Consider the following 15,459-nt stretch of genomic DNA (forward strand, 5'->3'; position numbering starts at 1 on the left):
CACTTTTTCAACACGAGAACGAACCACGCATCATGAGCATGACTTTTCAGGAACATCTGGCCACCCTGCCCACCATCGACAGTATTGCCGCGCTGGAACTGACCAATGGTGCCGGTGAAACCGTTGCCCGCATCGAGAACCGCCCGGGCACGGCAGCGTCTGCCCGCCTGTACCACGCGCTGGCGCAGGAGTTTGGCAGCATCAATGCCGCTGCTGCTGCCAAGGGTATTGTCCTGTATGCCGAGCATACAGCGGACGCCCGCATCAACCCTGGCAAGCACCCTAACATTGACCGCCTGTTCGCCATTGCAGAACAGGGCGCACCAGCGCTGGGTGTCAACACCATTCTGGCCTGACAAGCGAAACAGCCCTTGTTCTGGCAAGGGCTGTCACATCTGCTGGCCGGTGCTACCGGCAACCTGCCAGCAGTTTATTCGCGATACGCATCCTGTCCGTAACCGGCCATCCCCATCAGTGCCCGGACCATCTGGTAAGCCAGCCACGGCAGCACGCGGTAACCCCACCAGCGCTTGCGCAACATATCCACACTGACCTCCACCCCGCTTTCGCGGATTTCCTTCAGCAGGTCCTGCCGCAATGTTTTGGCAAAGCCGACATGACGGATGACCAGATTGGCTTCCCGCGCCACCAGAATCGAAAACGGATCAATATTGCTTGAGCCGACGGTAGACCACTGATGGTCGATGACAGCCACCTTGGCGTGCATCAGGCCGCGCCGGTACTCCACGATGCGTACGCCCGCCTTGACCAGCTGGTGAAAATACCCGCGACAGGCAAATTGCAGCAAGGCATGGTCGAGCCGTCCCTGCAATAACAGCGTCACCGACACGCCTCGTTCGGCCGCCGCCACCAGCGCCCGGCGAAACCGGACCCCCGGCAGGAAATAGGCATTGGCAATGATGATTTCCCGCTGGGCATTTTCCATGGCTGTCAGATACGCATTCTCGATATCCCGCCGGTGGCGGCCATTGTTGCGGACCACCAGTGCGGCCGCCTGCTCGCCAGTTTCCGGCTGCCTGGGCAGGCGAACAGGCGGCATTATCCAGTCGTGCTTCCACTGGATCCGGCTGGTCCTGCGCCATTGCTGCGACATGGTCTTGGCAATGTCCATGCAGACCGGGCCGGTAACCTGGACGGCATAGTCAAAACGCGGCGGGGTAGCCGGACTGCTTTTGTCATTGATGATATTGATGCCGCCCACAAAACCGATACGGCCGTCTATCAGGGCCAGCTTGCGGTGCAGCCGGCGCAGACGCTGACGCTGAAACGGCCACAGCCCGATTTCCGGCCGGAAGAACAGCAGGCGGACGCCCGCCTCCAGCAGCGATCGCTGGAAAGCATCGGACAAACCGCCAGAACCAAAACCGTCCAGCAGCAGATTGACCTGAACACCGCGCGCGGCAGCCGCCTGCAAGGCATTGGCAACCGTCTGCCCGGTCTCATCCTGCGTAAAGATATAGGTTTCCAGCCAGACAGAATGCCGGGCCGAGGCAATCGCGGTTAACAGCGCGGGGAAGAATGCCGCCCCGTCACGGAGCAGCACGACATGATTGCGGGGGAGTAATTGCATGCATCGACCGGTTTCATGGCGAGGACAACCGCAAGGATATGCTGTATGACCAATCTTCGCCAGCGCTTTTGCGCCGGGAGATGCCCGGAAACCGGTTTTTGCCGCGTTTAAAGTGACAGATTGTCGATCAGACGGGTGTTGCCGGAGAACGCGGCGATCAGCAAGCGGGACGCGACGTCCGGCAGCTGCTCGCACGGCTGCAGGTTATCATCCCGGCGCCATTCCAGATATTGCGGCACCCAGCCATTGGCTTGCAGCTCGGCCTGCGTTGCGGCTTGAACGTCGGCCCAGGTGTCACCGGCTTTCAGGCGTGCCGTCGCGGTTTGCAGCAACCGATACAAACGGGTGGCTTCTGCGCGTTGCGCGGGGTCCAGATACTGGTTGCGCGAACTCATGGCCAGGCCATCGGCTTCACGGACAATCTCGCCACCGATAATCTCGATCGGGTGGTTCATCTGCCGGGTCATTTCCCGCAAGATCAGAAACTGCTGGAAGTCCTTCAGACCAAACACCGCCACATCCGGCCGGCTCAGGTTAAACAGTTTGCTGACCACGGTACAGACACCCCGGAAATGCCCGGGCCGGAACGCACCGCACAAGGTGTCGGACAGCGCTTCTGGCGGTTCCACAAAATACTGCTGGGGTTGCGGGTAGAGGGTGCTTTCTTCTGGATGCAGCACCGCCGTACAGCCTTCGGCTTCCAGCAAGGCACAGTCACGCTCGAACGTACGCGGATAGCGGTCGAAGTCTTCGTTGGGACCGAACTGCAAGCGGTTGACAAAGATGCTGACCAGCACTTCGTCTGCGTGCTGCTTGGCCAGCCGCACCAGCGACAGGTGCCCGGCATGCAGGTTGCCCATGGTAGGCACCAGGGCCAGCTTCTTGCCCGTTTGTCGAAACCGCGCAACGTCTTCAGGTGTGCTCAAGATCAGCATGTTGTTCTCCAACCGGTCATCTCATCCGGTTTTGTCGCAAGGGCCAGGAGGTCATTTGTCCCTTCCAGTCAGGGAGATAACCATCGCAATGCCAGTCATTTTTTGTGCATTGCCGCACACGCGGCAGGAAACGCAGTTTACACGGAAATTGCACCGGATGGCGCAGGAATTTCTAACTATTGCCATGCGGATGCGCCCTGCAAAATTGCATGTGCAAACAGGGGCTTACCCGGCGGGTTGCCATCATCGTCATGGCAAGGGAGAGGTGTTGGCCACCATCCGGGGCACCGGACCCGGGAGGGCAGCCAATCACGGGGATCGCGCTCAGAAAGTGTGTTCGGCAGCCGGGAAACTACCGTTGCGCACGGCCTCGACATAAGCGGCAACGGCGGCCTGGATACTGGTCTGGTTGAGCATGAAATTGCGAACGAAGCGGGCTTTCTTGCCCGGGTAGATATTGAGCATGTCCTGCAGGACCAGCACCTGCCCATGGCAATTCACCCCGGCACCAATGCCGATGGTGGCCGCAGTGGTCAGACTGGCAGTAATTTCGGCCGCCAGGACGGCCGGCAGCGCCTCCAGCACAATCATGCTGACCCCGGCAGATTCCAGCGCCAGTGCCTCGGCTTTCAGGCGTTCTGCGGCTTCGTTGGTTTTTCCCTGCACCTTATAGCCACCCAGGGCATTGACTGCTTGCGGGGTCAGGCCAATATGCCCGCACACAGGGATGCCTCGCTCAACCAGAAAACGGACCGTCTCCAGCATGTGGTGCCCGCCTTCGAGCTTGACCATGTGCGCACCGGCCGACATCAGCTTGACGCTACTTGCCAGCGCCTGTTGCGGGCTTTCCAGATAGGCTTCAAACGGCAGGTCGGTCAACACCAGGCTACGGCTGGCTTTGCTGACCACACAGCGGGTGTGGTACACCATGTCGTCGAGTGTCACCGGTAGCGTGGAGCCATGCCCCTGCATGACCATGCCCAGCGAATCACCCACCAGCAAGACATCCACGCCCGCCTCGTCCAGCACGCTGGCAAAGGTCGCATCGTAACAGGTCAGCATGACGATTTTCTGCCCCTGTCGCGCCATGGAATTCAATGTACTGGTGGTAATCTGCATGTTGTTCTCGCTGTTATGATTCTCGTTATAAGGTGACGCATGTTCCGGGGGTAGCCAGCATGGAGAACCTGCGCCAGGTCGTCCGTGCCGGATCTGCGGCACGGGCTTGGACCCGTCATCATAAAACCCGTCAGTCGCCTTTGTTGAAGAACTCTCGGGTACCACGCATGGTGTTGACGCGACGCAACAATAACGCAAAATCCTCTTCGGATTCAAGGTCTAAATGCTCGACATTCACCATCAGCACCGGTGCAGCTGCATACCGGTAAAAGAAACTGCTGTAGCGCTGGGCCAGACGCTTGATCAGGCCATCCGGGATTTGCGGCAGATGGGGATAAGCGTGCTTTCTGACATGCTCGACCAGCCAGTTGGGCGAGGCCTGCAGCGAAATCACCAGATCCGGACGGGGAATATTGGGGGCCAGCTTCTGGAACAGGGTGTGGTAGAGCTCGTACTCTTCGTTGCTCAGCAGCAGCTCAGCATACAAGGCGTCTTTGTCCAGCATGAAGTCCGTGACCAGTCCAGTATCGAACAGGTCCGGCTGGGCCAGCGGCTCCAGATGCCGGATGCGCTGGAACAGAAACGCCATCTGGGTCGGCAGGGCGTAGCGGGTGGTATCGGCATAAAACCGGGGCAGGAACGGATTTTCAGCCGTCTGGTCCAGCAGCAGACGGCTGCCGGTATGCTCGGCCAGGCGTTTGGCCAGTGCTGTCTTGCCGACACCGCAAGGTCCTTCGACCACAATGTAACGATACTGGCGCAACATGCGTCACCCCTATCTGCAACACGTTATGGAAACCACAGGATACAGTTACGACATCAGCAGCAGCGTTAATCTGCCAAGCGTTCAATACGCTGATCTTGACAGGCCCGCAGCAAAGGATCAAGTGGGCCATGACCGGGCAAGACCATTTCCGGCGCAATTTCGGCCAGGGGCTGCAAGACAAAGGCGCGTTCGTGCATGCGCGGGTGCGGCAGGATCATGACCGGATCAGTGGAGACGAGCTCATCGTACAGCAGCAGGTCCAGATCCAGCGTGCGCGGCGCATTGGCAAAACTGCGCTCGCGGCCACCTTCAAACTCCAGCGCAAACAGCAGTTGCAGCAAGTCCATGGCCGGCAGACTGGTTTGCACACGCGCCACGGCATTGATGAAGTCGGGCTGGTTATCGTAACCCACCGGGGCCGTGCGATAAAAACCGGAACAGGTCACCGAACTGACATCAGGATGCTGTGCCAGCGCGGCCAGGGCGCGCTGCATCTGCGCGACCGGGTCCCCCAGATTCCCCCCCAGCGCGACATACGCGGTAGGCACGGTTATTCGTCCCCGCCATCATCCATATTGTCAGCCGCGCTATCCGGCCCGCCCTCTTCACCGGCCGGTTTGCGACGGCGACGGCGACGTTTCTTCTTGGCCGGGTCTGTGCGTTCCGGCTGCAGCATTTTCGTCTGTTCAGCGGCGTCTGCTTCCTGGAACTTCGTCCACCAGTCAGCCAGCTCGGCCAATGACTCGTCTTCCGTGGCACGAAGCAGCAGGAAGTCATAAGAGGCACGGAACCGCGGGTGCTCCAGCAGGCGGAATGGCTTGCGTCCAACCCTGCCCTCGAAGCGGGGTTGCAGCGACCAGATTTCGCGCATGGTGCCCGACAAGCGGGCGGGTGCCAGGCCACGGTTCTGGTCCAGCACGTCTTCGATGGCATTCATGATGGCCTGGATACTGCTCTGGCCGCTGCCTTGCAGCTGCTCCCAGCGGCGTTGTACCTGCGGCCACAACAAGGCGGCCAGCTGGAACGCCGGGTTCACCGGCTTGCCAGCGGTAATGCGGTCATCCGTTGCCTGCATGGCGGTTTTCAGGAAGGCACGGTCCGCCGGAGAGGCCATGACCCGACCCAGTTGCGGCATCACCGCCTTGTACAGACCGGATTCGTACAACGCCTCCAGACAGGCACTGGCCGCGCCGGATACCAGCATCTTGGTCAGCTCGTCAAACAGGCGCGCTTGCGGTACGTCGTCCAGCAGCGGGATCAGTGTGGCAATCGGGGCATCGGTCCCCTTTTCGATCTTCAGGCCAAGCTTGGCAGACAAACGCACGGCGCGCAGCATGCGTACCGGGTCTTCCCGGTAGCGACGCTCCGGGTCGCCAATCATGACCAGCTGACGTTTTTCCAGATCCTGCAAGCCGTGGTGGTAGTCATACACCACCTGTTTGCTCGGATCGTAATACAGGGCATTGGCGGTAAAGTCACGGCGGCGGGCATCCTGCTCCTGGTCGCCCCAGACGTTATCCCGCAGGATACGGCCGGTTTCCTCATCGGTATGCGAGTCGTGCGTGTCCCCGCGGAACGTGGTGACCTCGATGATTTCCGGGCCAAACGGCACGTGCACAATGCGAAAACGCCGGCCAATGATGCGGGCCCTGCGGCCAAACACACGCTGCACTTCTTCAGGGGTAGCATTGGTGGCGACATCGTAATCTTTGGGGTCACGGCCCAGCAGCAGATCCCGTACGGCACCGCCCACGACCAGCGCGGTATAGCCGGCGGCCTGCAACTTGTCGGTCACTTTCAAGGCAGCCGGACTGATCTGCTCCCGTGTCACGCCATGCTTTTTCAGCGGTAATGCCTGCGCCCCGCCATGCGGCAAGGTTGGTAGCCGGAGAACCCGTCGTATCAGTTTTCGAATCATCGATCTATTCTGTATTCTTGTTTGGTATTGTTATTGATTAATATAGACGGTTCGTTTGCCACTGCGCCAGTCTTGTACCTCTTTCGCTGTCGCGGTGGCAAACGGGCATGAAACCTGCCCGTGCGGCAGACTGCATGCCCGGTATCACATCTTAGCCTTAAATGCGCTTGGCCAGTTCCGCGGCCTTGCCCGTGTAAGTCCCCGGAGTCAGGGCCAGCAGGCGTACTTTTTCGTCCGCAGGAATCGCCAGGCCGTCAATGAAGGCAGCCAGGGTGGTTTTGGTAATGCCATCCTGACCACGGGTCAGGGCCTTGAGCTGTTCGTACGGGTTTTCAATGCCGTAGCGACGCATCACGGTCTGGATCGGCTCGGCCAGCACTTCCCATGCAGCATCCAGATCAGCCGCCAGTTTGCCAGGGTTGGCTTCCAGCTTGTTCAGGCCACGCATCAGCGCAGACAGGCCCAGTACCGTATAACCCAGCGCCACACCCATGTTCCGCAATACGGTCGAATCCGTCAGGTCACGCTGCCAGCGGGACACCGGCAGCTTTTGTGCCATATGGGTCAGCAAGGCATTGGCCACGCCCAGGTTACCTTCGGAGTTTTCAAAGTCGATCGGGTTGACCTTGTGCGGCATGGTCGAACTGCCGACTTCGCCAGCGACCACTTTCTGCTTGAAGTAACCAAGAGAAATATAGCCCCACACATCGCGGTCCAGGTCGATCAGGATGGTGTTGGCACGGACCATGGCATCATACAACTCAGCCATGTAGTCATGCGGCTCGATCTGGATGGTGTACGGGTTAAATGCCAGCCCCAGTGATTCGATGAACTGCTGGGCAAATGCCTCCCAATCCACATCCGGATAAGCCGACAGGTGCGCATTGTAGTTACCGACGGCCCCGTTGATCTTGCCCAGCATCGGTACCGCTGCGATCTGTTCGCGCTGGCGTTGTAAGCGATACACCACGTTGGCGACTTCCTTGCCCAGTGTGGTCGGGCTGGCGGTCTGGCCGTGGGTACGCGACAGCATCGGCAAATCGGCCAGCTGGTGCGCCAGTTCCTTCAGGCGGTTGATGATCCCGTCCAGTGCCGGTAATACCACTTGCTCGCGCCCGGCTTTCAGCATCAGGGCATGGGACAGGTTATTGATGTCTTCCGAGGTACAGGCAAAATGGATGAATTCGCTCGCCGCCTGGATTTCAGGGTTGTCCTTGAAGGTTTCCTTCAGGAAGTATTCGATGGCCTTGACGTCATGGTTGGTCACCGATTCGATCGCCTTCACGCGTTCTGCCTGGGCGATGGAGAAGCCGGCGGTCAGCTGGTCCAGTTGGGTAATGGTGGCCGCAGAAAACGGCTTTACTTCGCCGATGGCCGGGTGTGCTGCCAGCGCTTTCAGCCACTCGACTTCCACCTGCACGCGGCGGTGCATCAGGCCAAACTCGGAAAAAAGCGGGGCCAGTTTTTCTACCTGTTTGCGGTAGCGGCCATCCAGCGGGGAAAGGGCGGTCAAGTGCGTCAAGTCCATGTTTTATCAGCCAGAATCACAAAATGAAACATTTTATCACGATGACGGCATTTCTACCCAGCGTCATGCCATTGAAGACCAACTTTTTCCATTTCCAACGACATCAGCATGTATTTGAAAATAAATAGCATTTTGTTTGCCGGAAGGTCGTGATTCTCTTTCATTTTTCTGTCACAATTCGTCCCGATCGACCGCAGATCCGACATGCCTGTGCCGCAGGCGCCCCGGCTGCGGTGTGAATACCCCCCGACAAACCGTCGGGGCATGGTTTATTTTGCTTGACCCCCTGCCACACAAGGCAGCGAGGCCATTTGATGGAAGCGGGCTGCTGATGACAGGGATGGCCCGCATGTTTTTTGTATAAGGGAGAACAACCCATGTCCAATTTTCTGACCACGCTGATCGCGAAGGTCTCTCCAAATGAAGAGAAATTTTTCACCTGGTTTGATCAACACGCAGCCCTGGTTGTTGAAGCCGCCAAGCATCTGGCAGCCATGAGCGCAGAACCTGCCGCGAGTTTCAAAGGACATTTTGAAGCAATCGAAACACTGGAACGCAAGGCAGATGACGTGTCTCGTGACATCCTGCTGGCCTTGCACCGTACCTTCGTCACTCCGTTTGACCGTGGCGAGATCAAGGATCTGGCTACTGCGCTGGATGACGTGGTCGACATCATTGAACAGATTCCGGTCAAGGCATCCATCTACGGCGTGCAGAATTTCACGCCGGAAATGGCCGCATTGGGCCAGATCGTACTGCGCGCCTGTGAAAAGCTGCAAGACGCTGTGTCCAAACTGAACGACATGACCCACGCCGACGGCATCATCAAGGCTTGCCATGACGTGAAGATCATCGAAGACGACGCCGACCGCGTTCGCCGTAACGGTATCGCCCGCCTGTTCGCCGAAGAAAGCGATGCACGCGCACTGCTGGCCACCAAAGAATTGTACGAACTGTACGAAGCAGCGGTTGACCGCTGTGAAGATGCAGCCGACATGATCCACAGCATTGTGCTGGAACGCATTTAATCCGGACGGGCGAATCCCACGATTATGGATACTCATCTGTTACTGATTATTACGCTGCTGGTTGCACTGGCGCTGGCCTTCGACTTCATGAACGGGTTTCATGATGCGGCCAACTCGATTGCCACCATCGTGTCCACCCAGGTACTGAGCCCGCAAATGGCGGTGATCTGGGCGGCCTTCTTCAACTTCGTTGCGTTTCTGGTGTTCGACCACAAAGTGGCCGCCACCATCGGCAAAGGCACCATTCACCCGGACATTGTCGACAATGCGGTGGTGTTCGGCGCCCTGGCGGGTGCATTGACCTGGAACATCATTACCTGGTGGTTCGGCATTCCGTCCAGTTCTTCCCACGCACTGGTGGGCGGTCTGGCAGGTGCAGCCGTGGCCAAGACGGGCTCGTTCTCGGCCCTGATCGGCAGCGGTTTCATCAAGACCGCTGGCGCCATCGTCCTGTCACCGCTGCTGGGCATGGTGCTGGCTATCATCCTGTCGGTGATCGTGACCTGGTTCTGCGTGCGCTCGACCCCGGTCAGCGTGGACATGCGCTTCCGCAAGCTGCAATTTGTGTCTGCGGCCCTGTACAGTCTGGGTCACGGCGGTAACGACGCGCAGAAAACCATGGGTATTATCTTGCTGCTGCTGGTCTCCAACCATGTGGTACCTGCCGATGCAGGCCTGCCGCTATGGGTGGTGCTGTCGTGCCAGGTGGCCATGGGTCTGGGTACGCTGTTTGGTGGCTGGCGCATCGTAAAAACCATGGGCATGGGCATTACCAAGCTCAAGCCCATGGGTGGCTTCTGTGCCGAAACCTCCGGTGCGATCACGCTCTTCCTGGCGACTTCGCTAGGGATTCCGGTCTCTACCACCCACACCATTACCGGTGCGATTGTCGGCGTTGGCGCATCCCGCCGCATGTCGGCCGTGCGCTGGGGTCTGGCTGGCCGCATCGTCTGGGCCTGGGTACTGACCATTCCGTGTTCGGCGCTGGTCTCGGCCCTGTGCTGGAAACTGGGGACGGTGATTTTGCCATAGGCAACCGCACTCCCCCATGTCAAAACGGCCTGTCTGCCTGTGCAGCAGGCCGTTTTGTTTTATAAATGTCCGTTAAACAGGTAAACTGCTATGAAGTTTATCTGGAGAAGACCATGTCCCGCGTTACCCTGAGCCGTTATCTGATCGAACAAACCCGTGACCACAACACGCCTGCTGACCTGCGTTTTCTGGTCGAAGTGGTGGCGCGCGCCTGCAAAGCCATCAGCCATGCAGTTTCCAAAGGGGCGCTGGGCGGGGTACTGGGCAATGCCGGGACGGACAACGTACAGGGCGAGGCGCAGAAAAAGCTGGATGTGATCTCCAACGAAATCCTGCTGGAAGCCAACGAATGGGGCGGCCACCTGGCGGCCATGGCATCCGAAGAAATGGAAGAAGCCTACCAGATCCCGGGGCACTACCCGAAAGGCGCGTATCTGCTGCTGTTTGATCCGCTGGATGGGTCCAGCAACATTGACGTCAACGTGTCAGTCGGTACCATTTTCTCGGTGTTGCGCTGCCCGGAAGGCACCACCACCCCGAACGAGCAATCATTCCTGCAGCCGGGTACCGAACAGGTAGCTGCCGGTTATGCCATCTATGGCCCGCAGACCATGCTGGTCCTGACCATGGGCAACGGCGTAAAAGGCTTTACCCTGGACCGCGAAATGGGCTCTTTCGTATTGACCCACGACAACATGCAGGTGCCGGAGCAAACCAAAGAATTTGCCATCAACATGTCTAATCAGCGCCATTGGGAAATCCCGGTGGCCCGCTATGTGTCTGAGCTGCTGGCTGGCACCACCGGCAGCCTGGGCAAAGATTACAACATGCGCTGGATCGCCTCCATGGTGGCCGATGTGCACCGCATCCTGACCCGTGGCGGCATTTTCATGTACCCGCGTGATGCGCGTGAACCGGAAAAAGCCGGCAAGCTGCGCCTGATGTATGAAGCCAACCCGATGAGTTTCATCATTGAACAGGCGGGTGGTGCGGCCACCAACGGCCGCCAGCGCATTCTGGATATCCAGCCGGAGAGCCTGCATCAGCGTGTAGCCGTGTTTCTGGGGTCCAAAGAAGAAGTAGACCGCATCACCGGTTATCACCACAACGCCTGATGCCTCTAGCGGCTTGTGCATAAATAAAAAATGGCAGCGTGATGTACGCTGCCATTTTTTTATGTCAGGTCATCCGCCCACCGACGAATGCCCTGTCACGTACGCCTGCGGTCGATCAGGCACCCAGTGCCGCAAACACGGCATCACGAATGCTTTCAACCTGGCCAACACCCGCCACCTTCACATACTTCGGTGCACTAGCGTCGCCACTCTTGGCCATCTCAGAATAATAGCCGACCAGCACTTCCGTCTGGGCGTGGTACACATCCAGGCGTTTCTTCACGGTTTCTTCCTGGTCGTCGTCACGCTGGATCAGGTCTTCGCCGGTCTGGTCGTCTTTGCCAGCCACTTTTGGCGGATTGAACTTGACGTGGTAAGTACGGCCAGATGCCGGATGTACGCGGCGGCCGGACATGCGCTCGACAATTTCACTGTCCGGCACATCGATTTCTACGACATAGTCAATAGCAACACCGGCGGCTTTCAAGGCATCGGCCTGTGGCACGGTGCGCGGGAACCCGTCAAACAGGAAACCGTTGGCACAATCGGCTTCCTTGATGCGCTCTTTGACCAACCCGATAATGATGTCATCCGACACCAATTGACCGGCATCCATCACGGCCTTGGCCTGCAAACCCAGCGGTGTGCCGGCCTTGACCGCTGCACGCAGCATGTCACCAGTGGAAATTTGCGGAATGCCGAATTTTTCTTTCAGGTAGTTTGCCTGAGTCCCTTTACCTGCGCCCGGCGCACCTAACAAAATCAATTTCATGAACGGATCCTCTGTTTTCTCTGTGTAGGTAATAAATTGACGGGCAACCGGCCGGGCACGGGTGTATCCCCTGCACCGGACCAATGCCGCATGTAGCTCGTATTGTTATTATGCTGATGCAGGCGGGTTATCGGCCAGCCAGGCACGGACACGCTCAAGATCTTCTGGCGTATCCACACCGGCGGGCGGTGGCGTCTCTACCACTGCAACAGTAATACCATAGCCATGCCACATTGCCCGCAATTGCTCTAGCGCTTCGAACTGCTCGATGGCAGCCGGCGCGAGGCTCCGGTATGCACGCAAAAAACTGACACGGTATGCATATATGCCAATATGCCGGTAAGCAGGTAAGCCTTCCGGCAAAGTGTCCTTGCGATGTGCAAAGGCATCTCTGGCATACGGGATGGGCGCACGACTGAAGGTCATGGCCCGGCCATTGTGGTCAAAGATCACTTTCACCACATTTGGATTAAAAAATTCTTCAGCGTCATGAATCGGGTGGCACAAGGTTGCAATGGCGGCCGTTTCATGGCGGGCCAGGGTCTCTGCCACCTGGTCGATCAATGCCGGTGGCAGCAGCGGCTCATCCCCCTGAACATTAACCACAATTGCGTCGTCCGGCAAGCCCAGCAAATCGGCCGCTTCGGCCAGACGGTCCGTCCCGCTCGGATGGCTGACATCCGTCAGCACCACCGGCACGCCAGCCTGGCGGGCAGCCGCCGCAATCTCGTCATGGTCTGCTGCAATCACCACCTGGGTGGCAGCGCTTTGCTGCGCACGTCTGGCGACCCGCACCACCATCGGCACGCCGGCCAGATCGGCCAGCATTTTGCCTGGCAAACGGGTAGACGCGTGCCGGGCCGGAATCACCACCGTGAAGGCAATTGCCACCGCTTATTCCTCTTCAGCGGCCAGGCTGCGGGCTTCGTCTTCCAGCATCACCGGAATACCGTCCCGAACCGGGAACGCCAGGCGGTCTGCCTTGCAAATCAGCTCTTGCGCAGCTTTATCAAAAACAAGTGGGCCTTTGCACACCGGGCACACCAGAATTTCCAGCAGTTTAGCATCCATTTTTCAAGCGTCTTTCTACAAAAGCGACCAGATCAGGCGATACTGTCGCCTCTACACGTAAGGCCCATAGTTTATCATTATTCAGCGAAGAACATTTCACTGCATCTTTTTCGGTCATTAAAACCGCATCTGCCGCCGGAAACACCAAGTCTTCTGCACGGTAGGCGTAATGGTCCGGAAAGGCTTGCACCGGTACGTGAACCCCGAGTGACGCCAGTGTGGCTTCAAAGCGGGCCGGATTGCCCATGCCCGCTACCGCCACCAGACGCTTGCCTTGCCAGTGACGGGCGTCCACCCCTTCGCCGTGCCCGGTCACCGGATAAAAGCCCTGAGGCTGCAACTGCATCAGAAAAGCCGCCGGCGTGCGTGGCAAACCGGCCGATGGCATCGCGCCATTGCAGACAATGGCGTCGACCTGTTGCAAGCGGCGCCAGCTTTCGCGCAGCGGCCCCAGGGGCAACATGCGGCGTACTTGCTGGCGCGTACCGTCCATGACGCACAGCTCGACCTGACGCGCCAGGCGGTAATGCTGCAATCCGTCGTCACAGAGAATCACATTGATGTCCGGCCGGGCAGCAAGCAAGGCCTGGCCAGCCGCCACACGATCCCGCCCCACCCAGACAGGGATACCGGGCAGTCTTTTCGCCATCAGCAAAGGTTCATCGCCGCTAACCGCTGGCAAATCGTCTGGCGTGACCTGCCGCACGTCATCCGTCTGGCGACCATAGCCGCGACTGACGATGCCGACCTGCCAGCCGCGAGCTTGCAAGGCTTGCGCCAGATACAGGGTCAGCGGGGTTTTACCGGTACCGCCCACATGAATATTACCGATGACCACCACCGGCACAGGCAGGCGCCGGGACTTGAGCACACCCAGCCGGTAAAGCCCGCGACGTACTGCGACCAGCGCGGCATACAGTAACGCCGGCACCCACAAGAAAAAACGCCGCCATGTGGGGCGGCGCCATTCGTTTTCCAGCCAGTGGGTCTGCACCGGTTTACTCTTTGGGTGTCTGGGTTGCGAACGTCACCTGGCCATAGCCGGCTTCACTGGCGGCTTCCATGATGTCGATCACCTGCTGGTGCTTGGCGTTGGCGTCGGCATTGATGACGATGATCGGGTCTTTGTTATCGCCAGCGGCCTTTTTCAGCTCGGTCGCCAGTTCGTCCGGCGAGCCAAAGGTCAGCGGGTGGTTATCCAGCATGAAACGACCCTGGGCATCCACGGCCACATTGATGGTTTTTTCCTGCTGGGCAGGTTGCGTCGCATCCTTGGCCGTTGGCAGGGTAATCTGCAGTTCGGCAAAGCGGGAATAGGTCGTGGTCACCATCAGGAAAATCAGGATGACCAGCAACAGGTCGATCAGCGGGATAAAGTTGATCTCGGGCTCTTCGCGATGCCGTCCGCGGTGAAAGTTCATGTCCGTTCCCTGTTAATTTCGACGGTCGCCGTGCACGATTTCTACCAGCTTGATGGCTTGCTGTTCCATCTCGACCAGCAGCTGGTCGACACGGGCACGGAAGTGGCGATAGAAACCCATGCTCGGTACCGCCACGATAATCCCGAAAGCAGTGTTGTACAGTGCCACCGAAATACCGTGCGCCAGCTGGGCCGGGTTGTTGCCGGTAGCCGGGCTTTGCGCACCGAAGATTTCGATCATGCCGACCACGGTGCCGAACAGGCCCAGCAGCGGGGACAAGGCAGCAATGGTGCCCAGCAGGGTCAGGAAGCGTTCCAGCTCCAGAGAAGCAGCACGGCCGGCTTCTTCGATGGATTCTTTCATCACTTCGCGCGAGCTGCCCACGTTTTTCAGGCCGGATGCCAGCACACGCGCCATCAGGGGCGCTCGCGGGTCCAGCAGTTTTTTCAGCAAGGCTTCATTGACGCCGGCCTGGCGGTAATCCTGCACCACCTCTTTGAGCAAGCCGTGCGGTACGACCACGCTGGCCCGCAATGACCAGAAACGCTCGAAGATGATGGAAAGCGCGATGATGGACGCGATGATCAACAACCAGATTGGCCAGCCTGCAGCATCAATAATCGGTAACACAAATAAGTCCTTTTCGAAACGACACCCAAGCCTGACGGGCTTTCCAGACCATCAGCAAGGGCATGCGCAAATGCGCAGATCCGTCACATGACATTGACCTGCGAGCATACCATAGCGGGGAGATTTTCTCTCGCCCCGGTATTATCGCACAATGACTGTTTTTTGGTGGGGTCTGTGCATGAAGCTGACCTGTAGTTCAGTGACCCGGTTTCCCGGGCTGGACATAGCAGATAAAAAAATATTCGCAACGATGGTTTTCATGCTAGATTTTAAAGGTTGAGACTTTAAGAAAAGCCGATAAGCCTATCATCTACATAGGGTTTTGCGGTTTACTCACAGAAGCTGTGGATAACTTTGTGAATAAACCGTGAAAAACAGCGCTAACCCCCAGCTGCATAAGGGGATTTTATAAACTGCCAGCAAAATGACCAGTTTATAAAAACATTTACAATCAAACACTTAGGTTTGTCAAGCCTCTCCAGAACATCTGCAAACTTCGTGAAATTCGAGGCTTGACAAGATGTGGATGACCT

17 protein-coding genes are annotated in these 15,459 nt (G+C 58.2%); 4 read left to right on the forward strand and 13 right to left on the reverse strand.

Annotated elements, in window-relative coordinates; translation table 11 throughout:
• Window positions 1–38: 38 nt before the first annotated feature.
• Complete coding sequence (locus F552_RS0105335) at window positions 39–356, forward strand: DUF2322 family protein (protein WP_018150696.1); 318 nt, start codon at window positions 39–41, stop codon at window positions 354–356.
• Between the two features lie 74 nt (window positions 357–430).
• Here the strand turns inward: F552_RS0105335 and clsB are convergent, their stop codons facing one another.
• The 7 genes from clsB to purB form a co-directional block, all read right to left on the reverse strand.
• Window positions 431–1,591 carry a cardiolipin synthase ClsB gene (clsB, locus tag F552_RS0105340; protein WP_018150697.1) on the reverse strand — a complete coding sequence of 387 codons (1,161 nt, stop codon included), beginning with the start codon at window positions 1,589–1,591 and terminating at the stop codon, window positions 431–433.
• 107 nt (window positions 1,592–1,698) lie between these two features.
• Window positions 1,699–2,526 (reverse strand): pantoate--beta-alanine ligase, encoded by an 828-nt coding sequence (panC, locus tag F552_RS0105345; protein WP_018150698.1) that lies wholly within the window; start codon window positions 2,524–2,526, stop codon window positions 1,699–1,701.
• 324 nt (window positions 2,527–2,850) lie between these two features.
• A complete protein-coding gene (panB, locus tag F552_RS0105350; RefSeq protein ID WP_018150699.1) occupies window positions 2,851–3,645 on the reverse strand; it encodes a 3-methyl-2-oxobutanoate hydroxymethyltransferase in 795 nt (264 codons plus the stop codon).
• Between the two features lie 130 nt (window positions 3,646–3,775).
• Window positions 3,776–4,411: a deoxynucleoside kinase gene (locus F552_RS0105355; RefSeq protein WP_018150700.1), complete on the reverse strand. Its 636-nt coding sequence runs from the start codon at window positions 4,409–4,411 to the stop codon at window positions 3,776–3,778.
• Between the two features lie 65 nt (window positions 4,412–4,476).
• Window positions 4,477–4,959: a 2-amino-4-hydroxy-6-hydroxymethyldihydropteridine diphosphokinase gene (gene folK / locus F552_RS0105360; protein ID WP_018150701.1), complete on the reverse strand. Its 483-nt coding sequence runs from the start codon at window positions 4,957–4,959 to the stop codon at window positions 4,477–4,479.
• A gap of 2 nt (window positions 4,960–4,961) precedes the next feature.
• Complete coding sequence (pcnB, locus tag F552_RS0105365) at window positions 4,962–6,329, reverse strand: polynucleotide adenylyltransferase PcnB (RefSeq protein WP_033374796.1); 1,368 nt, start codon at window positions 6,327–6,329, stop codon at window positions 4,962–4,964.
• Between the two features lie 157 nt (window positions 6,330–6,486).
• Window positions 6,487–7,857: an adenylosuccinate lyase gene (purB, locus tag F552_RS0105370; RefSeq protein ID WP_018150703.1), complete on the reverse strand. Its 1,371-nt coding sequence runs from the start codon at window positions 7,855–7,857 to the stop codon at window positions 6,487–6,489.
• 377 nt (window positions 7,858–8,234) lie between these two features.
• Here purB and F552_RS0105380 point away from each other — a divergent pair, with 377 nt between their 5' ends.
• The 3 genes from F552_RS0105380 to F552_RS0105390 all read left to right on the forward strand — a co-directional run bounded on the left by F552_RS0105380 (window position 8,235) and on the right by F552_RS0105390 (window position 11,032).
• Window positions 8,235–8,885, forward strand: coding sequence for a DUF47 domain-containing protein (locus F552_RS0105380; RefSeq protein ID WP_018150705.1), 651 nt, complete (start codon window positions 8,235–8,237; stop codon window positions 8,883–8,885).
• A gap of 24 nt (window positions 8,886–8,909) precedes the next feature.
• Entirely contained in the window at window positions 8,910–9,917 is a 1,008-nt protein-coding gene (locus F552_RS0105385) for an inorganic phosphate transporter (RefSeq protein ID WP_018150706.1), read from the forward strand.
• A gap of 113 nt (window positions 9,918–10,030) precedes the next feature.
• Window positions 10,031–11,032 (forward strand): class 1 fructose-bisphosphatase, encoded by a 1,002-nt coding sequence (locus tag F552_RS0105390; protein ID WP_026182415.1) that lies wholly within the window; start codon window positions 10,031–10,033, stop codon window positions 11,030–11,032.
• Between the two features lie 115 nt (window positions 11,033–11,147).
• Here the strand turns inward: F552_RS0105390 and adk are convergent, their stop codons facing one another.
• The 6 genes from adk to F552_RS0105420 all read right to left on the reverse strand — a co-directional run bounded on the left by adk (window position 11,148) and on the right by F552_RS0105420 (window position 14,926).
• The gene (gene adk, locus F552_RS0105395) at window positions 11,148–11,804 is read right to left on the reverse strand and encodes an adenylate kinase (protein ID WP_018150708.1); all 657 of its coding nucleotides are present in this window, start codon (window positions 11,802–11,804) and stop codon (window positions 11,148–11,150) included.
• A 108-nt stretch (window positions 11,805–11,912) separates the two neighbouring features.
• On the reverse strand, window positions 11,913–12,695 hold the full coding sequence (gene kdsB / locus F552_RS0105400; RefSeq protein WP_018150709.1) for a 3-deoxy-manno-octulosonate cytidylyltransferase: 783 nt from the start codon (window positions 12,693–12,695) through the stop codon (window positions 11,913–11,915).
• Window positions 12,696–12,698: 3 nt separating this feature from the next.
• A complete protein-coding gene (locus F552_RS0105405; RefSeq protein WP_018150710.1) occupies window positions 12,699–12,875 on the reverse strand; it encodes a Trm112 family protein in 177 nt (58 codons plus the stop codon).
• Window positions 12,865–13,869 (reverse strand): tetraacyldisaccharide 4'-kinase, encoded by a 1,005-nt coding sequence (lpxK, locus tag F552_RS0105410; RefSeq protein ID WP_018150711.1) that lies wholly within the window; start codon window positions 13,867–13,869, stop codon window positions 12,865–12,867. Before lpxK ends, F552_RS0105405 begins: the two co-directional genes overlap by 11 nt.
• 4 nt (window positions 13,870–13,873) lie before the next feature.
• Window positions 13,874–14,296 (reverse strand): ExbD/TolR family protein, encoded by a 423-nt coding sequence (locus tag F552_RS0105415; RefSeq protein WP_018150712.1) that lies wholly within the window; start codon window positions 14,294–14,296, stop codon window positions 13,874–13,876.
• Window positions 14,297–14,308: 12 nt separating this feature from the next.
• Window positions 14,309–14,926 carry a MotA/TolQ/ExbB proton channel family protein gene (locus tag F552_RS0105420; RefSeq protein WP_018150713.1) on the reverse strand — a complete coding sequence of 206 codons (618 nt, stop codon included), beginning with the start codon at window positions 14,924–14,926 and terminating at the stop codon, window positions 14,309–14,311.
• Between the last annotated feature and the right edge of the window lie 533 nt (window positions 14,927–15,459).

This window comes from Leeia oryzae DSM 17879, from assembly GCF_000376945.1.
Taxonomy (GTDB): domain Bacteria; phylum Pseudomonadota; class Gammaproteobacteria; order Burkholderiales; family Leeiaceae; genus Leeia; species Leeia oryzae.